The 18,444-nt window shown below is 38.9% G+C and carries 15 protein-coding genes; 11 read left to right on the top strand and 4 right to left on the bottom strand.

The genetic code is table 11. The features are described from left to right. Nucleotides 1–339 precede the first annotated feature (339 nt). Nucleotides 340–1,203 carry an ABC transporter ATP-binding protein gene (locus AAEY68_RS05345; protein WP_024593255.1) on the top strand — a complete coding sequence of 288 codons (864 nt, stop codon included), beginning with the start codon at nt 340–342 and terminating at the stop codon, nt 1,201–1,203. Further along, the gene (locus tag AAEY68_RS05350; RefSeq protein WP_350585634.1) at nt 1,197–4,352 is read left to right on the top strand and encodes a M1 family aminopeptidase; all 3,156 of its coding nucleotides are present in this window, start codon (nt 1,197–1,199) and stop codon (nt 4,350–4,352) included. The genes AAEY68_RS05345 and AAEY68_RS05350 overlap by 7 nt, the downstream gene beginning before the upstream one ends. A 72-nt stretch (nt 4,353–4,424) precedes the next feature. Here the strand turns inward: AAEY68_RS05350 and AAEY68_RS05355 are convergent, their stop codons facing one another. Together AAEY68_RS05355 and AAEY68_RS05360 are read right to left on the bottom strand one after the other, a co-directional pair. Then, nucleotides 4,425–4,940, bottom strand: a complete 516-nt coding sequence (locus AAEY68_RS05355) for an ankyrin repeat domain-containing protein (protein ID WP_024593257.1) — start codon at nt 4,938–4,940, stop codon at nt 4,425–4,427. 99 nt (nt 4,941–5,039) lie between these two features. Further along, nucleotides 5,040–6,566, bottom strand: coding sequence for a catalase (locus AAEY68_RS05360; RefSeq protein WP_024593258.1), 1,527 nt, complete (start codon nt 6,564–6,566; stop codon nt 5,040–5,042). Nucleotides 6,567–6,993: 427 nt separating this feature from the next. On the opposite strand from AAEY68_RS05360, the gene AAEY68_RS05365 reads away from it, so the two are divergent. The 5 genes from AAEY68_RS05365 (at nt 6,994) to AAEY68_RS05385 (ending at nt 13,843) form a co-directional block, all read left to right on the top strand. Beyond that, nucleotides 6,994–7,668: an HAD family hydrolase gene (locus AAEY68_RS05365; protein ID WP_024591940.1), complete on the top strand. Its 675-nt coding sequence runs from the start codon at nt 6,994–6,996 to the stop codon at nt 7,666–7,668. A 210-nt stretch (nt 7,669–7,878) separates the two neighbouring features. Further along, nucleotides 7,879–9,600 carry a purine-cytosine permease family protein gene (locus AAEY68_RS05370; RefSeq protein WP_024591939.1) on the top strand — a complete coding sequence of 574 codons (1,722 nt, stop codon included), beginning with the start codon at nt 7,879–7,881 and terminating at the stop codon, nt 9,598–9,600. 60 nt (nt 9,601–9,660) lie between these two features. After that, nucleotides 9,661–11,184, top strand: coding sequence for a mannitol dehydrogenase family protein (locus tag AAEY68_RS05375; protein ID WP_350585635.1), 1,524 nt, complete (start codon nt 9,661–9,663; stop codon nt 11,182–11,184). Nucleotides 11,185–11,186: 2 nt separating this feature from the next. Continuing rightward, nucleotides 11,187–12,104, top strand: a complete 918-nt coding sequence (locus AAEY68_RS05380; RefSeq protein WP_007584308.1) for a carbohydrate kinase family protein — start codon at nt 11,187–11,189, stop codon at nt 12,102–12,104. A 269-nt stretch (nt 12,105–12,373) separates the two neighbouring features. Beyond that, nucleotides 12,374–13,843 (top strand): carbon starvation CstA family protein, encoded by a 1,470-nt coding sequence (locus tag AAEY68_RS05385; protein WP_010553606.1) that lies wholly within the window; start codon nt 12,374–12,376, stop codon nt 13,841–13,843. An 84-nt stretch (nt 13,844–13,927) separates the two neighbouring features. Here AAEY68_RS05385 and AAEY68_RS05390 read toward each other — a convergent pair whose 3' ends face one another. After that, nucleotides 13,928–14,446 carry a TetR/AcrR family transcriptional regulator gene (locus AAEY68_RS05390; protein WP_010553607.1) on the bottom strand — a complete coding sequence of 173 codons (519 nt, stop codon included), beginning with the start codon at nt 14,444–14,446 and terminating at the stop codon, nt 13,928–13,930. Nucleotides 14,447–14,835: 389 nt separating this feature from the next. Between AAEY68_RS05390 and AAEY68_RS05395 the strand changes: the two genes are divergently transcribed. The 4 genes from AAEY68_RS05395 to AAEY68_RS05410 all read left to right on the top strand — a co-directional run bounded on the left by AAEY68_RS05395 (nt 14,836) and on the right by AAEY68_RS05410 (nt 17,286). Beyond that, complete coding sequence (locus AAEY68_RS05395) at nt 14,836–15,456, top strand: glutathione S-transferase family protein (RefSeq protein WP_024593260.1); 621 nt, start codon at nt 14,836–14,838, stop codon at nt 15,454–15,456. A gap of 49 nt (nt 15,457–15,505) precedes the next feature. Beyond that, a complete protein-coding gene (locus AAEY68_RS05400; protein WP_350585636.1) occupies nt 15,506–16,198 on the top strand; it encodes a cupin domain-containing protein in 693 nt (230 codons plus the stop codon). Nucleotides 16,199–16,296: 98 nt separating this feature from the next. Then, a complete protein-coding gene (locus AAEY68_RS05405; RefSeq protein WP_002960091.1) occupies nt 16,297–16,677 on the top strand; it encodes a SpoIIAA family protein in 381 nt (126 codons plus the stop codon). A 156-nt stretch (nt 16,678–16,833) separates the two neighbouring features. Then, complete coding sequence (locus tag AAEY68_RS05410) at nt 16,834–17,286, top strand: nuclear transport factor 2 family protein (RefSeq protein ID WP_007584284.1); 453 nt, start codon at nt 16,834–16,836, stop codon at nt 17,284–17,286. 84 nt (nt 17,287–17,370) lie between these two features. Here AAEY68_RS05410 and AAEY68_RS05415 read toward each other — a convergent pair whose 3' ends face one another. Continuing rightward, nucleotides 17,371–18,264, bottom strand: a complete 894-nt coding sequence (locus AAEY68_RS05415) for an AraC family transcriptional regulator (RefSeq protein WP_024593261.1) — start codon at nt 18,262–18,264, stop codon at nt 17,371–17,373. Nucleotides 18,265–18,444: the final 180 nt, after the last annotated feature.

Below are 18,444 nucleotides of genomic sequence, written 5' to 3' on the forward strand. Positions count from 1 at the left end.
GACTCCGTTTTTATTATAGTTTCTGAGCAGATATGCTTAGATAAAATTGTCTTTTTATTTTAAACATTACCTTTGCACAATTCACTACGCTGAGCGCGCTAGTTTATCCATAAAATTGTTTCAATCATAATTTATTTTTAAAATAATTATTTTATTTCATAGGGTTAGTAACCGTTTTAAGCATACTAGGCCGTTTATTTAAATGATGAAAGGTCATATTTAAATGACCAACGTTACTTTTTTATGTTCATCATTTATTTCAATACGTTAACCATTATTTTCTCGCTTGTATTGACTTGCTTTCTTAAGCTGGTGCTATACCAATTAAGGATGAAACTAATGCTTACACTGAAAAATATCAACAAAAAATACGCAGATGGTACGCAGGCTTTGAATGATGTGACGATCACTCTACCCGCCGGTATGGTCGGTCTACTTGGCCCTAATGGAGCGGGTAAATCAACACTTATGCGCACACTCGCGTGTTTACAAAATGCCGACTCCGGACATATTAATTTTAATGGCCTTGATGTGATTAGCCAACCAGATGCGCTTAGATCGCAGCTAGGCTATTTACCACAATATTTTGGCGTGTACCCCAACATGAGTTGTCGGGCGTTACTTGAGCATATTGCCGTATTAAAAGGCATAGATGGTAATGCACGCAAAAACCAAATTAATAGTTTACTTGAGCTAACCAATTTGACTCAGTTTGCTAATAAAAAGGTCGTTAATTTTTCGGGAGGAATGAAGCAGCGTTTTGGTGTGGCTCAGGCTTTGTTAGGTAACCCAAAGCTAATTATTATGGATGAACCCACTGCTGGGCTCGATCCTGTGGAACGAGAAAGTTTAAATAATTTACTCGTTAGTATTAGTCAAAATAGGTTGGTATTGTTATCGACCCATATTGTTGAAGATGTAGAAAATTTATGTCACTACGTGGCCATTATAGATCAAGGAGCACTCATACAAAGCGGTGACGTAAAAGAGTTACTAGTTCCTTTAGAAGGCAAGATTTGGCAGCTCGAAAGTTTACCTACGGGCATACCAAATCAGCATGTATTAAGTAAGAGCCATCGCTATGGTAGAGCGTCATTTCGTGTCTATGCAGACACAGCGCCTGCACAAAATGCAATAAACTCGCCCGCTACGCTTCAAGACAAGTACTTTTTTGCACTCAATGAAGGAAGTCAAACATGTTAATTTTTAATGAGTGGCGATATGCAGTGCGCCAACCACTTGTTTGGCTGTGCATTATTATCCCTTTGGTATTTGCGGTTATGTTGTCCTCTGGGCTTGCAGCAGTTGAAGTTAATTCGTTAAAACAATTTAAGTTAAATATTACAATGCTACAAATGATGCAGTTACCTGTGCTTGTAGGAGTATTGGCGCCCGTTATATTTTTACGAGATCAGCACGCGTCAATGCAGGAGCTTATTTATGCTACGCAAACTAGCTTATTTAAGCGCAGTTTAGCAAGAGTATGCTTACTGATTTGCTTGGTTTTTATTATTAGTTTAATCAGTGATTTAGTAATGATATACATGCAAGTAAGGCAATTGGGCTATATACCAAATATGGTTTCTTTTACTGTATTTAATAGCTTTTTAGTGTTGTTACCAAATAGCTGCTTTTTAGTTGTTGTTGCCTTTTTTGTTTGCCATAAATCAGCTAATTCATTACCCAATTATGTTGTTTTTACAGTGTTGTGGATAGGCTACATAATGCTTGCAAGTATTACCGGAAATCCAATGCTTGCTGGAAGTAGTATTATAAGCAATCGATTTTATACATTATTTGTTTGGCTTGACCCTTTTGCATACACAGCCGTAATAAACAGTTTAACCAATTCATTAGGAGCTTCATTTGCTATTAATCGCGTTGTTGTGAGTATGCTTGCTGTTGGTATTTTTTATATTACTTTTAGTAAAAATAAAAAACACACATTATTAAAGAGTGAAAATGGTAAAAATACTAACGAATACATTCGTTACAACACGTTAGAACCCGCTGAATATAAAACAGCGAAAGTCACAAAAAAACCATTTTTGATGATGGCCAGTTTATACAAAATTACGCTGGTTAATTTGGTTTCACACCCTGTTACTTTACTGATTATTTTTGTTTGGCCGGTGATAGTTTTTAATAGTGTTGCCTCGTCGTCTGGTTATGTTGAACCAATGAGTGTTATGAGCACCACAAGCCTTGATGCGATCAGTTATTATGCATTTGATATGCAATTGTTGTTTGGCACTTTATTAATGGCTTTGTGGAGCTGGCAAGTAAGCTGTTTCGCTAAATACTATAATATAGCTGAGCTGATCGCTGCCACACCGCTCAAAACATATTACTTTTTAAACAGTCAGTTATTGGCCCTAGGTACTATGATATTGTTTTTTTTAACAATGAGCTTATTAGGGGCAAGTGCAGCTCAGTGGTTTTTACACAGTGCATATCAATTTGAAGTACATTTAACCATTTTATTTTTGATGGCAATTGTGCTTGCCATTATTGCGTGTGTATTTTTGTGTGTATTTAATTTGTGTCGTTCGCAGCTTATTGCGGGTTTGCTAATTGCTGTTATTTTACTGATCAAATTTACACCGATAATGACTAGCCTTGGCCTCACGCATACATTGTGGAGTGTTGGTTGGACGCCTTTGCAGGCACCTGATAACTTTTGGGGTTATCGTGCAAGTATAAGTAGTTATTGGCCTTATATATCAGTTTGGTTAGTGGCGTGTATAAGTTTAGTTATAATTACGGGGATTTTTAATCACCGAGGTGCCGGGTTGAGCCAAAGAGTAATGGGGGTTAAACATTTTTGGTTACTTATACCTTTACTTATTACTGTGGCACTATTTACTCAATTACATTTAAGACTGGTTGAGGAGAAGCCTTTAACCAACTCGCATAAACGCGAGGCATTTAAAGCACAATACGAAAAAGCATTCTCACAATGGCGCAATGTAGCACAGCCAAACATTGTGCACATTGATGCTAATGTAGGCTTTTATCCGCATCAGCAGCAAGCTCATTTTTCCTTAATATATACCTTAAAAAACACCCATCAAGATCCTATTAAAGAGATATTGGTTGGGCGCTCTGGTTTTTATAAATGGGCCGATATTGAAATCGATGGCGCGCAAAGGGCTAAAAGCTTTCCCTTGCTTAATCAAGCTGTGTTTAAGTTTGAGAATGAAATGCAGCCAGGAGAAATACGTAAACTAGTTACACGGTTTGATGTTCATCAAGCTAAGCTTTGGCCAGTAAGAGGCCATCAGATAATAACCCCTGAATTTAGCTATATACGATCAGTGCCTTTATTGCCGACTGTTGGCTATCAAGATAATTATGAATTAACCGATCCTATACTTCGTCAGCAACACGCACTTAAAGTGAAGTCGGTGATTAGACCCACGAAGCTATTTGCTAAAACGGCGAAAGCAAGTACTCATTACCAGTGGCTTACTATGTCGAGTAAAGTGAGTACAACAAGGGGTTATCAGGTTATAACCCAAGGAGAGGAAATATCACGTACCAGCAAAGATGACCGCGAAATATTTCATTTTGAGACTCGTACACCCATAAATGCAATCCCAGCTTGGATCACGGTGCCTTATTCCCCTGTTACCAAACAGCAAAATGGCGTGATATTAAACGTGTTTGCTAAAGATAAAAACGAGCCAGCACGAGCGGAGTCTATAGCTGTAAACCTTAGCGCAATGGGCGATACAATAAAATGGCTTAATAATATAAGCCCTTATAGAGCAAAACAATTGAGTTTAATAGGCTCGCCTAGTGTTGGTGCTACAGGTTATGCATTGCCGCAACTTATACTTATTGAAGACAGTGTTGGTTTTAGATCAAAGCCAAGCGCTAATGCAGGCTTTGATCAACGTTATCGCCGTGCAGTTCATGAAACCGCGCATCAATGGTTTGGCCATGATATTGGTAATGGGGTATTTTCAGATAGCGCTTTTTTAGTGGAGTCTATGGCAAAGTATATTGAGCTTGTTGTTATAGAGCAGCGTTATGGGAAAGCGACAATGCAAGCGCTGGTTGAGTATGAAGCAACACGCTATGAGCAAAGTATGCTGATGAACATAAAGGAGCGAACAGCCTTGGTTGATGCTACACAAAGCTTTGACCAATATTCGCGAGCAACCATTGTCTTTGCTAAGCTACGCGCTGCTATTGGGGATGAACCCATTATTAATGCGCTCAAGTTGGTTTGGAAAAATCATGGTTATCCAAACAGTCCCGCCAATTCTATGGATTTTATACGAGCATTAAAACATGAAGCTGGAAAAGAACAAGAAAGCTTAATAAACACACTGTTTTTAGAGTAAGTACGTTTAATTTGAACATATATTTAGTAAATCAAAAGCCCTATTATTTTAGGGCTTTTTGTTGCGTGCAGATTATTTTGCATTATTTACCTGCGCTAGTAACTCTATAACTTTTTGTTGACCAAATGTTTGTGCAAATTGCTCGGCTGTTTGACCGGCTTTGTTTTGATGCGCGTTATCGCAATCAAGTGATACGAGTGTTTTAGCTATACTAAATTCACCTCTAAAAATAGCGGCCATTAGCGCTGTGTTGCCACGGTTATCTTCTAGACAGGCATTAGCGCCTAAGTGTAAAAGTGTATTAACCGTGTTTTTATTACCATGGTAAGTAGCAATCATTAACGCGGTGTAGCCTTTATTGTTGTAGCTGTCGATAGGAATACCGGCATCTACAAATTGCGCTATTACAGCTGTGTCGTTTGTGCGTGCTGCGGCAAAGTAATAAGCAAATAAGCTATCGTATTGAGTTTTTACAGAATGTTGGCTTTCAACTTGCGAACTGGGTGTTTGTGTATCTGATGTATTTTGAGCGTAAACGCTACTGGTAAAGCTCAGAAATAGAGCGACTATAATTAATAAATTACGCATAACAATTGTCTCTTATAAAAGAGGAAGGGGTTTATTCCTTCCTCATGGTTGTGGTTTAAATAGCTATTTAGTTGGGACTAATTGCTTTTAACTAGTTGCTTATAAGTTAGCGGCTAGTTGTTTAACCATTTTAAGGTCGCCGTTTACAGCTTTAGTTAAGCGTGTACCGTACTCGCTATCAGCTTTGTAAAAGTGACTAAGCATTTTGTGTTTAACACTGCTGTTTTGCACTTTGCCTAAATCACCTGCTAGGTTATTAATTAGGTTTGTACGTTCTTGCTTGCTAAAACCACGGTATATAACACCTGCTTGCGCGAAGTTTTGCTGCTTTTTAATCGCGGCTTGTTGTACAAAGCCTTTAAGCTCTGTGTTACTTCTACGTGCAATTGGGTTTTCAGCTACGTTTTCTTGGCTTGGCTGGTAGTTCACATTGCTTGTCGTGTTACCAATATTCATTGCGCCGTCTTGGTTGTAGTTAACCACTTCAACTTTTGCACGGTTAATTGGCAATTGCTGGTGGTTAGCACCTAGGCGGTACATTTGTGTATCAGCGTAAGAAAACATACGACCTTGTAATAAACGGTCTTCTGATGGCTCAATACCTGGAATAATGTTTGCCGGTGCCATTGCTACTTGTTCTGTAGACTGGAAGAAGTTAGTTGGCATACGGTTTAAGGTCATTGTTCCTACTTTAGTTTCTTTAATATCTAACCACATTTTTGTTGCATCTAACGGGTTGTAATCAAAGTCATCAAGCTGCGATGGATCAAGCGTTTTAATGTACAGATCCCATTTTGGGAAATTGCCTCTGTTTATTTCAGTGTATAAATCTTGTGTTAAATGTTGAAAGTTTTGGCTTTGTACTTTTGCCACTTCTTTTGCGTCAAGGTTATCAATGCCTTGCTGGCTTACCCAATGAAACTTAACGTATTTAACATCACCCGATTTATTAATCATTTTGTATGCATGTACACCCCAACCGTCCATTTTACGAAGACTTGCTGGTGTACCGTAGTCGCTGTAAACCCACGTTAGCATTTGTGTAGAACCTGGTTCATGCGAGAAAAAATCAAATACACGGTTAGGATCTTGAATGTTATCAACCGGAGATGGCTTTAAAGAGTGCACCATGTCTGGGAATTTGATTGCATCACGAATAAAGAACACAGGTAAGTTATTACCTACTAAATCCCAGTTACCTTGGTCTGTGTAAAACTTAGTTGCAAAGCCACGTGGGTCACGCAGTGTTTCTGGGCTACCTTTAGAGTGGATTACAGATGAAAAGCGAACAAATACGTCTGTTTCTTTACCTGCTTGTGCAAACGGTGCTGCAATTGTTAAATCGTCTAACTCTTTTGATGCTACAAACACACCGTGTGCGCCAGTACCACGAGCATGCACAACACGCTCAGGAATACGCTCACGTGCAAAGCGTTGTAGTTTTTGAATTAGTTGCACGTCTTCTAGTAATACACTGCCACGTTCGCCTGCAGTAATTGAATTTTGGTTGTCGCCAACAGCTGCGCCGTTATCTTTAGTAAGTGTTGTTGCTGCGCTTGCCGGTAATGCCATTGCAAGTGCTAGTGCAGTTAGTGTTAATTTTGTTTTGTTTATTTGAGTATTCATTGTCGACCTCATCTATTTAAAAGTGCCGGCAGTGGTGCAGGCTGTTAATCTGTTAACGATAGTATTGATTTTATTAACTTCGGTAAAACTGATTAATTAGATTGATGTGATTTGTAAAACAGATGGAATAAATTAACAGGAGCACTTTTTACGTTAACGGAATTTTTTTACTACGACCTTGGTCGCAATATGCTTTTATAAAGTTGATTAAATACAAAGGTTTTTAGTTTTATCTGAGTGTATTTTCACCAAGCTGGTGCGTTTTATACTTACAGTGTGTTGACATATTCGTGCAATAAAGGGAATATACTCAATCGGTGGGCTTATGCTCATTATTGAGTTGCACTAAAAAGCTGCACAATATTAATCGCGCTTAACTCGTTATACTTAAATTAGCTAAACCAAACAGTTTTAATAAGGTGACAAGATGAATACTAACATTGAGCTAGTGATATTTGATTGTGATGGCGTTGTTATTGATAGCGAAATTTTAAGCGCACAAGTACTCATTAATATGCTTGTTGAAAAAGGCGTTGATATTGACCGTGCTTATGTACAGCAACACTTTTTAGGCTGCAATTTTAAAACAGTAAGCCAAAAAATAGCGGATGCATTTAATGTCACTCTTCCTGAAAGCTTTGAAGGTGACTACCGCGAAGCACTGTTAAACGAATTTGAAACAGGGCTAACCACGACTGACGGTATAAAAGACGTACTTAACAATTTAGCTGTGCCTATTTGTATAGCTACTAGCAGCAGCCCAGCACGCACCGCAAAAGCGTTGAGCGTAGTGAGTTTAAGTAAGTACTTTAGCGATACGGTTTTTACCAGCAGCGAAGTTAAGCGTGGCAAACCAGCACCCGATTTATTTTTACATGCAGCTAAACAAATGGGTGTAAAGCCAGAGCATTGTTTAGTGATTGAAGACAGTAAAGCCGGCGTAAATGCAGGAATTGACGCTAACATGCAAGTACTGCATTACAGCGGTGGGCAACATATGCAAGGCTCTGTTAATCATGTACACAGTGCTTACCCAAATGTTGATCATTTAACGCATTGGCAAGATTTTTTTAGTGCATACCCTGCACTTAAAAAGCAGTAAACACGCAGCTTTTTAAATAAACAAAGTTTTAAACGCGATTTGCTCGCCTTACACACTGACAGGCAAGCAAACGCAAAATATAAATGTAGATGGTTTTGCTTTACTAAAAATAAAACAAAACATGGCAAAACATCATGCGTTTATAAGCCAAATTATAAAAGGCGAAGTATTTAGGTATTAAGTACTTTGCTGTTAACAATAGGAAATACCATGGCAACGAGTCCACACACACAAACATTTAAAGATGTAAACGAAGAACAACTTCCTGTTGCTAATAATAAGCTTCATGGCTGGAAACATTTTGCAGGGCTATATGCTGGCGAACATGTTGCGGCTACTGAATTTGTTATTGGTGCAACGTTTGTTGCATTAGGCGCTTCAACCATCGACATTCTACTGGGTTTATTAATAGGTAACCTGTTAGCAATGTGTTCTTGGTGGCTGATTACTGCACCCATTGCAGTAGAAACCCGCTTAAGTTTATATAACTACTTAAACAAAATCGCTGGTAACTCAATGACCAAGCTCTATAACTGGGCTAACGTGGTTATTTTTAGTGTTATATCGGCCGCCATGATCACGGTATCCTCCACCGCCGTGCGGTTTTTGTTTGATATACCTGCGCAACTTGATTGGTATCCAAATAGCTTTTGGTTTGTAGCCATTGTTTTAGCTGTTGGCTCTATTGTTGTGTTTGTTGCGATGTATGGCTTTTCTACGGTTGCTGACTTTTCGAAACTGTGCGCGCCGTGGCTATTTGTTATATTTATTGCAGGTTCGTTCGCGTTATTCCCTGAGCTTTCAAATCACGTATTAGGTTCTACCTCTTTAACTAGCTTTAGCGACTTTATGACCATAGGCGACTCCTCCATATGGACGGGCACCAATGCCGATGGTGAAAAAGGCATTGGCCTATTAGAAGTGATTGGCTTTGCATGGGCTGCTAACTCAATTACTCACTTTGGTTTAATCGACATGGCTATTTTTAGATTTGCTAAACGCAAAAGCTATGGCTTGTTTTCTGGCGTGGGCATGTTTTTTGGTCATTACTTAGCGTGGATCTCTGCCGGTATTATGGGCGCAGGTGTTGCGGTATTACTTAAAACAACTATTTCATCACTTGATCCGGGCGATGTTGCATACCATGCATTAGGTTGGACTGGCTTTGTTATTGTAATTATTGCCGGTTGGACTACAGCTAACGCAAACCTTTACCGTGCAGGTCTTGCAGCACAATCTATATTTGTTAATCAATCACGTGAACGCACAACCGCTATTGTAGGTGTTGTAACCGTGATTATTGCGTGTTTCCCGTTTGTATTTTCACAAATGCTTCCGCTACTTACCTACGCAGGCTTATTAGTTGTGCCAGTAGGCGGCATTGTGTTTGCTGAACATGTGTTATTTCCTAAAATTGGCCTAACACGTTACTGGGCTAAATATAAAAATATTACCCGCAGCGTACCGGCTATAGCATCTTGGGCGTTAGCGCTTGTGTTTGGCTTTGGTTTAAATGCTATTGATGTAATGTCGTTTTACTACTTGTTTATTCCTACGTGGATTTTCACAATCGTTATTTATACGCTTTTAGCTAAAAAATACGGCGCCGGTGAAGATTACACACAAGAGATTGAAGCAGAAGAGCAAGAGCAACGTGATATTAAAGAATATCAAGCTGCTGAAGCTAAAGACATTCCAAAGCCAGTAATTGACAGCTCTGTATTTACCAAAGTACTTAATGCGGTTTCTACGGTTTCACTGGTTATTATTTTTATATTTGCCAGCCAGGTGATGTTTTTCAGTGAAACTATGAGTATGTACAGCGCTAATAAATCGCAATTCGAAATAGCCTGTTTTATTTGTACTGTTATTTATTTTGTTACTGCGTACTGGTCGTTAAAACGCCATAAAGTACTCAATACAGCATCGTAATTACTTATCGTAATACAGTATCGTAATTTATATTTTATTTTTGTTTAGTAAGGTCGCACCATGACGCAACATCAACACACTGACGCTCTAGTTACAGGGCTAAACCAACAAAGCTTGGCTCAATTACCAAGCCATGTTGATACACCAACCTACGACCGTAGCGCAGTTAAAGCCGGTATTGTTCATATTGGCGTGGGCGGTTTTCATCGTGCTCATCAAGCGGTATATGTTAACGAGCTTTTAAAAACCCCAGGCTCTGAACAATGGGGCATATGTGGTGTTGGCCTTTTAGAGGGTAACCGTGGTCTGCGTGATATTTTAAAGCAGCAAGATTACCTTTATACGCTTACTGTTAGACACCCAGACGGTAAAATAGATAACAAAGTAATAGGCTCAATGATCGACTTTTTGTTTGCTCCAGAGGACAAACAAGCGGTAATTAATAAGTTAGCGAACAGCGATACTAAAATTGTGTCGCTTACTATTACCGAAGGCGGCTACAACTTTAACCCTGCAACGGGCGAGTTTGATTACAGTAATCCAGATATTATTAACGACATTAATAACCCGAACGACCCAATTACAGCGTTTGGTTACATTACTGCCGCGTTAAAACTGCGTAAAGAGCAAGGCTTAGGCGCATTTACAGTGCAGTCGTGCGATAACATTCAGCACAACGGTAACGTAACACGCAAAATGCTTTTAGCCTTTGCTACAGAGCAAGACAAAGACCTAAGTGAGTGGATTGAGCAAAACGTATCGTTTCCAAATGCGATGGTTGACCGTATTACACCGGTATCTAAAAAGAGTGATATTGATTACGTGGTTGATGCATATGGTGTTAGCGACGAGTGGCCAATTACCTGTGAGTCGTTTACACAATGGGTAATAGAGGACACATTTAGTGACTCTCGTCCAAATTGGGATGTTGTTGGTGCTCAGTTTGTTACTGATGTAACGCCTTATGAAACCATGAAAATACGTTTACTTAATGCAGGGCATTCTGTACTTGGTTTATTAGGTTCAATCCATGGCTATGGCACTATTGATGAAACGGTATCGGATGAATTATTTGCCACATACCTACGTGCTTTTATGGATAAAGAAGTAACCCCAAATCTTGAACCACTTGAAGGCATTGACCTTGAAAGCTACAAAGATACGTTAATAGAGCGTTTTGCTAATCCTAATATTAAAGACAGCCTAGCGCGTATCTGTAGTGAAAGCTCAGCTAAACTGCCTAAGTTTTTAATTGCCACAATTAACGAAAACCTAGTACAAAGTCGCGATGTGTCACTGGCAACGCTTGTTATTGCAACTTGGTGTTTATACAGCGATAAAGGTTTAAGTGAAAACGGCGAAAAGCTTGAAATTCAAGATGCGATGCACAAAGAGCTTAATTCTTACGCGCAAGAGACTCAAACTAGCCCGTCTGCATTTTTAAAGTTAACGAGCTTGTTTGGTAAGCTTGAGCATAACGAAACGTTTACTGCTGAATATAAAAAGTCGATTGCTGCGTTGTATGCACCTAATAGTAAAATTAAAGCCATTATGCAGGCTGTACTTGATCAAAAGAGTAACTAATTATGAGCATTTTAATTAATCATAAATCAGGCGAAAACGTAAGTGTTAGCTGCTTTGGCGAAGTGCTGTGGGATTGTTTTGATTCAGGTAAACGCTTAGGTGGCGCGCCACTTAATATGTGTGTGCGTATCAACTCACTAGGCATTAAAGCCGATATGATCAGCGCTGTTGGCAACGACGAGTTAGGCGCTGAGCTACTAGGCGAAATTACTAGCAAAGGCGTAAGCTGCGAATACATTGCTATTAATAGTGACAAAAAAACCAGCACGGTTGAGGTAACACTCGACAGTGGCGGCTCAGCAAGTTATGAAATAGTGGCAGACACTGCGTGGGATAATATAGCGCTTACTGATGAGTTACTTAGTAAAGTTAAAAGTAGCGATGTATTTGTATTTGGCAGCCTAATTGGGCGAAGCGAAGCGTCACTGGCAACATTAAATCAACTAGTTGATGTAGCAAACTTTAAAGTATTTGACGTAAACCTACGTGCACCGCATTACAAGCTAGAAACACTTGTAGATTTAATGAATAAAGCAGACTTTATTAAATTAAACGATGAAGAGCTATACGAAATAGCAAAAGCGATGGGTTGTAAGTTTCATTCGCTTGAACAAAATTTAGCGTTTATAGCACAGCAAACAAATACCGATTACTTATGTGTAACCAAAGGTAGCCACGGTGCTTTATTAACAATCAAAGGCGAGAATTTTTATAATTCAGGTTATTTAATTAGCGTAATTGACACTGTTGGCGCAGGGGATTCGTTTTTAGGTTCGTTAATTTATCAGCTTTGTAGCAACGACGACGCGCAATATGCCGTTGACTTTGCATGTGCCGTTGGAGCAATGGTCGCCGAAAGTTCTGGCGCAACACCTACTTTAACGCATCAACAAATTAGTGAGTTTATGAACCCACTTTAAAAAACATTGTGTGTGAAAGCGGTTATAACGTAAAAGTTTAACCGCTTTTTTTGTGCCCAAAATAAGACGTGTGTAATAAATATTCAATGTGGAGCGTTAAGTGTGCAGGTTGCGTAAATAGTGGCTTATATCGATTATTGTATTAGCTAAACGTCTTATTGTTTGAGGGTTGAAGCTTTGTTATTGTTCGTCGATTATTCACGGATTGAAAAGGCGGGGCGACACACAATGCGCTCTATAACTAAAATACAAAAAGAGAAACGTGCTTTATGATCATCTTTTTTATCTGCCTCACTATTTTAATACTGGGCTATAAGTTTTACAGCCCATTTGTTGAAAAACAAGCCGGTTTGGATTCAACTGCTGACACACCACAAAAACGCTTTAGCGAAGGTGTTGATTACGTAGCTATTCACCCTGTACGAGCATTTTTAATTCAGTTTTTAAACATTGCTGGCGTAGGTCCAATATTTGGCCCAATTTTAGGTGCTTTATACGGACCAGTTGCACTAGTATGGATTGTACTTGGTAATGTTTTAGGTGGCGCTGTACACGACTTCTTCTCAGGTGTAATGAGTATAAAAGAAGACGGTAAAAGCCTACCAGAAATCGCAGGCCATTATTACAACGTCGTATTTAAAGGCTTTATGCTTGTATTTACTGCCATGCTACTGTTTTTTGTAGGTGTGGTATTTATTATGAGCCCTGCAGGTTTGCTAAGTAACCTTGATTTTTTTGAAGGTACAATACTGGCAAATAATACCTTTTGGGTACTCGCTATTTTAGCGTATTACTTTTTAGCTACCTTGCTACCAATTGATAAAATCATTACTAAGTTTTACCCAATTTTTGGTGCGCTAATGATTGTAATGACAGTGGCAATTGCTATTTCATTACTTATTAATGCGCCGCACTTACCGGTACCAAGTGACTTTTTAGCTTACTTTGAAGCTGATCACGCACATGACTTTTTAGAGCCAAATCCAGATGGACTACCAACATGGCCATTGTTATTTATAACAATTACCTGTGGTGCTATTAGTGGTTTTCACTCTACTCAAGCGCCAATTATTGCGCGCTGTTTAACTAACGAAAAATACGTACGTCCAGTTTACTACGGCGCAATGATGTGTGAAGGTATTGTAGGTTGTGTATGGGCACTTGCTGGTATTGCAGCGTTCCCAGATGGTTACGCGGGCTTAAAAGCATTGCTTGATCAAGGTGGTCCAGGTTTAGTTGTTAACCATGTAGCTAACAGTTACTTAGGTGTATTTGGCGGTATAATGGCAATTATTGCAGTAGCCGTTTTCCCAATTACTTCTGGTGATACAGCGTTCCGCTCATTACGTTTAACAGTTGTTGATGCGTTTAATATTCCGCAAAGTTTACGTAATCGCTTATTAGTGGCTGTACCTATACTTACTATTGCTTACTTTATGACGAAACTCGATTTTTCATTAATTTGGCGCTACTTTGCATTTTCAAACATGCTGCTTTCTACAAGCGTATTATGGCTTGCCACTAAGTACTTGTTTGACCGTGGTACATTCCATTGGATTGCGAGTGTTCCTGCTGTTATAGCAACTGCGGTAACGGTTTCTTATATTGGTACTGCCGCAATTGGTCTTAACTTATCAAGTGATTTAGGTAAACCTATTGGTGCTGTAGTAACAGTGATTGGCTTAATTGTTTTAGCTATTGTGCACTCTAAGCATAAAGTTAAACCAACAGCGGTTTAATAATCACATAAGTTATTTCAAGCATTAAAAAAGCGAGCTATTCATTATGAATAGCTCGCTTTTTTTGTGTACTAAATTTAGGTATTACTGAGTTGCAAGTTCAAAGTAACTATTATCGTCGAGCGTTTTGCTTATCATCATAGCGCCCTCAAGCAGGCTCACTGTTTGAATAGCCGCTTTAGTAGGGTTGAGGTCACCATTAGCTAAGTGCGCAGCGCTAAGCCATGTTAAATTTTGATTAAAAAAGCGTTTTACTTCAAGGCGTACTTTATCTGGAAGGCTATCGCTTTCGGCTCCTAGCAAACCACATAAACACATTTTACGATCGGTTACTAATGCACTTCTAAAAAGCTGAGTGTACACATCAATAGGATTTTTACCGCTTGCTTTAAGCTCGCTTGGCTCGCCTAACGCAGCTAAAAAAGAATTAGTATATTGATGAGCAAGCTCAGCACCTAAATCGGCCTTAGTCGGAAAGTGATAGTGCACACTGGCGCTCTTAATTCCAACTTCGCTGGCGAGCTCTCTAAAACTAAAATTACTGTATCCGCCAAGGCGCACCTTGTTTTCAGCTGCTTTTAATAAAGCTTCTTTTTTACTCATTTTGAATATTTCCTATCTGCAGTAATACCAATTTTATTAAAACATGATCATTCTATCGCATTAAACAACTCACTAACTGCGTTAAAAATTATTCATATAGAACAACTATATCTCATAATTCTCGCCTTGCTATTGCGCTATTTTCTTAGCGCAATAATAGATCACTTATTTAATGCAATTGGTATAGTAAAATTATCGACCAGTAGGTAGTTATTTACAAGCGTTTTTATTTTTAAGCAACCCCCTAATTTTATTATGAATTAAGTTAAATCCTATAAATCAGAAAAATTTAAACGTTGACTTAAATTTAGTTTAATACTATAAATTACCTATCGGTAGGTAGGTTGCTGCCATTAATTCACTTTTAAACAATAAAGATAGAGATTGCTATGAAAATTTATGATGTAGAAAATTTTCCAAACCCACTTCGTGTTCGTATCGCTTTAGCTGAAAAAAATGCCACTGCAAATGTTGAGTTTGTACCTGTTGATTTATTAAATGGTGAGCACAGAACAGAAGCCTTTTTAGCTAAAAACCCATTAGCAGGTGTGCCGGTATTAGAGCTAGATGACGGCACGTTTATATCAGAAAGTACCGCTATTACTGAGTATATTGATACCGCATTTGAAGGCCCATCTTTAATGGGTGAAACCGCAAAAGAGCGTGCAGTAATTAACATGATGCAAAAGCGCGCAGAATCTATGGTGCTTGACGCTGTGGCAACTTACTTTCATCATGCAACTGATGGTTTAGGTCCAGAGCTTGAAACATATCAAAATGTGGCTTGGGGTGAAAAACAAGGCGAAAAAGCACGCCAAGGGTTTAGCTATTTTAATGATGTACTAGCGCAATCGGCGTTTGTTGCTGGTGAGCAGTTTAGTATTGCTGATATTACATTGTATGCTGGTCTGGTATTTGCTGGATTTGCACAAATAGCAATCCCGAATGAGTTAACCCATTTAGTTGCATGGCAAGAAAAAGTAGCAAAACGCCCAAGTGTTGCGGCTTAATTAGGTTGTTAGTTTAAAATTTAAGTGAAGTTACGCTTAGGAGCCAAATATGAAAATTGCTGCCGATTTTAGTAAACGAGTTGTGGTACATAGCGAAACGCTACCGTGGGTTGCATCGCCAATGGCGGGTGTTGATAGACGAGCACTGGACCGTGTGGGCGACGAAGTTGCTCGCGCAACGACTATTGTTCGTTATGCACCTGGCAGTGAATTTTCGCCGCATGTTCATACAGGCGGTGAAGAGTTTGTTGTGCTTGAAGGGGTATTTCAAGATGAACATGGTGACTTTGTGACAGGTTCTTATATCCGTAACCCACCGCAATCAAAGCACAAACCGAGGTCTGAAAATGGCTGCGTTATATTTGTAAAGTTATGGCAGTTTCAGCCAGATGATCGAACCCACGTGCGTTTACAAACAGACTTGACGCAAAGTACGGCGCACCCTAGTTTTAAAAATGTAGCCGTAACCCCTTTATACAAAGACAGCTTTGAAGACGTAAGCTTGTTGCACTTTAAGCCCAGCGCCTGCATGGTTATAAACGCAAAAGGAGGAGCAGAGCTGCTAGTACTTGAAGGCTCATTTGATGAGCAAGCCGATACCTTTGTAAAAAACAGTTGGTTAAGAGTGCCTATTAACAGCTCTGTTAACGTTAAAGCGGGAAGTAATGGTGCAAAAGTATGGCTTAAAACGGGCCATTTAACTGATGTAGAAAACCAGATATCTCGCGTACAAAATGCGTAATTGAGTCGTTTATTTGAGATTATTTAATGATCTAGTTCAGGACTAATTAATTTTAGAAGGTGTACTTTTACTACTCAGCCTATTTAAGGAGAGCAGTAATGGTACACACAACACATGGTTTATCGATTGGTCTTGAACGTGCAGGAAGAGAGTTTTTTTTAAAACTTAAAGCCGTTGGTACGCTTACTCACGACGACTACAAAATAATTACCCCAATGATAAACTCAGCTCTTGGCGAAGTTAAGCACCCAGTCGTGAACGCCTTAATAGATGGTAGCGAACTTGAAGGCTGGGAACTACGCGCAGCGTGGGATGACTTAAAGTTAGGTGTTAAGCACTCTAAAGAATTTAAAAAAGTAGCTATTTACGGTAATAAAGAGTGGCAAGCTCGAATGGCAAAAATAGGTAACTGGTTCATATCGGGTGAGGTTCAATACTTTGAAAATGCTACCGCAGCCATAGATTGGCTAGATGAATAGCTTTATTGAAAACTTAAATTAAAGCACTCTTATAGAGTGCTTTTTTGCTCTATGGGTAACATTGTTAGGTAGTTACATTCGGTTTATTTCAATTGTTAATACTGCTCTATTAAAATACACTCATTATTATTGAGCAAACTACACATTATAAAAACAATGAAACAAGTACTTACCTTTATTACATTCCTGATATTTTCGACATCGATACATGCAAAAGATAACAACATATTCACGCCGGTGAGCGATCTTTTTTTGGCTGTTTCTAACGTTGATCACACGCAAATGCGTGCAGCCGTTGATGATTCATTTTTACTTTTAGAGCACGGTGAAGTGTGGACTATTAATGACTTTATAAATGTTGTTAAGCCTTCTGACTTTATAAGAACTAATTATTTTAGTGTTATAAATTCGCGTGTAGTGGGTGATGTTGCTTTTATTAATTACTGGAATAAAGCCAATATTAAAAACACCGAAAGAAGTATTGATATTTATTGGTTAGAAAGTGCCGTTGTATCAAAAGTGGGCGATAAATGGTTGTTATCGCAAATGCACTCTACTCGATTACCCCAAGATGAAATACCTAAAGGTGTCACCTTTATAAAGCAATAGATATGACTCTAATTTAAAGCCCCGTAATATGGGGTTTTAATCGTTTAAATTATATCAGCCAACTCAGGTAATGCCCTTTTAGAGCTAATGTCGACACTCTTTAGGCGCAATGCCAAACGTTTGTTTAAATAAACGACTAAAGTGGCTCGCGCTATTAAATCCAACATCAAAGCAAACTTTACTAATTGCATGGCCTTGTAGCAATTGAGCACGCGCTTTTTTAAGTCTTAATTGTTGCTGCCAAAGGGCTGGGCTAGTGCCAAATGCAAGTTTAAACTGCTGATAAAACTTACTGCGGCTCATGCAGGCTATTTTGCATAAGGTATTTATGTCGAGCGTTTCACTTAAGTGTTCTTCAATATAAAGCAGGGCATCGCTGACTTTTGTTTTAAGGCGTGGCTTATCGCAGCTAGCCAGCAATAGCTCGCGGCTTTGTTGTTGTAGTAAACGGGTGATTAATTCGTTTAACGACAAATCAATCAAGTAATGTCGCTGTGCGCCTTGCTCGCTAAATAAATGCACCATGCGCTCTAATAATTGCTGCGTTTGAATATTATGTTGGGTATGCACTAACTGCGGTACATATTCAAATAAGCCATCGTGTGCAAAGTTTTGCTGCATGTTAAGTGCATTCGCCACGCTAGTTATTTTGTCGGTGCTAATTTCAATCGCTAAACAAGTAGTTGGGGCGTGCATTGATGCTTGTGGAAAATCAATTAATACACCTTGTTCTGGTGCTAGTACAAACGACTCGTGTGGTAAAAATGCTTTATGATATTGGCTGCTTTCTACGTGCATTACCTTTTTGCCGCTAAGCATGGCACAAAACAGTAACTCATTTGAGTGCAGTGCCACCTTTTGCGCGCTTTGATATGTGTCGTAAATGCTCAACTCGCTGCTATCTGCAGCGAACGTAACTTTATTTTCTATTAATACATCAAGTTGTTGGCGTTTTTTGTTTAACTGAGATGTGTGCATATCAATCCTTTAGGTTTTTATTAGTGTGGACTCACAGACAACTTTTGTGGACAGCTAATCAAGTTATTAGGCGCTTGTTAGTTTAATGTCAATCAATGCTGCTCAATTATAAAACAGCGCTTGATTAAATATAGAGCAAAAAGATTTATTTAACAGCTCGACTTTTAGCTAATAACAACA

It is taken from the genome of Pseudoalteromonas sp. RB2-MNA-CIBAN-0110, from assembly GCF_040309305.1.
Classification (GTDB): domain Bacteria; phylum Pseudomonadota; class Gammaproteobacteria; order Enterobacterales; family Alteromonadaceae; genus Pseudoalteromonas; species Pseudoalteromonas arctica.

Coding starts and splice junctions, on each gene's coding strand:
- AAEY68_RS05345 (WP_024593255.1), top strand. CDS start 340: ATGCTTACACTGAAAAATATCAACAAAAAATACGCAGATGGTACGCAG.
- AAEY68_RS05350 (WP_350585634.1), top strand. CDS start 1,197: ATGTTAATTTTTAATGAGTGGCGATATGCAGTGCGCCAACCACTTGTT.
- AAEY68_RS05355 (WP_024593257.1), bottom strand. CDS start 4,940: ATGCGTAATTTATTAATTATAGTCGCTCTATTTCTGAGCTTTACCAGT.
- AAEY68_RS05360 (WP_024593258.1), bottom strand. CDS start 6,566: ATGAATACTCAAATAAACAAAACAAAATTAACACTAACTGCACTAGCA.
- AAEY68_RS05365 (WP_024591940.1), top strand. CDS start 6,994: ATGAATACTAACATTGAGCTAGTGATATTTGATTGTGATGGCGTTGTT.
- AAEY68_RS05370 (WP_024591939.1), top strand. CDS start 7,879: ATGGCAACGAGTCCACACACACAAACATTTAAAGATGTAAACGAAGAA.
- AAEY68_RS05375 (WP_350585635.1), top strand. CDS start 9,661: ATGACGCAACATCAACACACTGACGCTCTAGTTACAGGGCTAAACCAA.
- AAEY68_RS05380 (WP_007584308.1), top strand. CDS start 11,187: ATGAGCATTTTAATTAATCATAAATCAGGCGAAAACGTAAGTGTTAGC.
- AAEY68_RS05385 (WP_010553606.1), top strand. CDS start 12,374: ATGATCATCTTTTTTATCTGCCTCACTATTTTAATACTGGGCTATAAG.
- AAEY68_RS05390 (WP_010553607.1), bottom strand. CDS start 14,446: ATGAGTAAAAAAGAAGCTTTATTAAAAGCAGCTGAAAACAAGGTGCGC.
- AAEY68_RS05395 (WP_024593260.1), top strand. CDS start 14,836: ATGAAAATTTATGATGTAGAAAATTTTCCAAACCCACTTCGTGTTCGT.
- AAEY68_RS05400 (WP_350585636.1), top strand. CDS start 15,506: ATGAAAATTGCTGCCGATTTTAGTAAACGAGTTGTGGTACATAGCGAA.
- AAEY68_RS05405 (WP_002960091.1), top strand. CDS start 16,297: ATGGTACACACAACACATGGTTTATCGATTGGTCTTGAACGTGCAGGA.
- AAEY68_RS05410 (WP_007584284.1), top strand. CDS start 16,834: ATGAAACAAGTACTTACCTTTATTACATTCCTGATATTTTCGACATCG.
- AAEY68_RS05415 (WP_024593261.1), bottom strand. CDS start 18,264: ATGCACACATCTCAGTTAAACAAAAAACGCCAACAACTTGATGTATTA.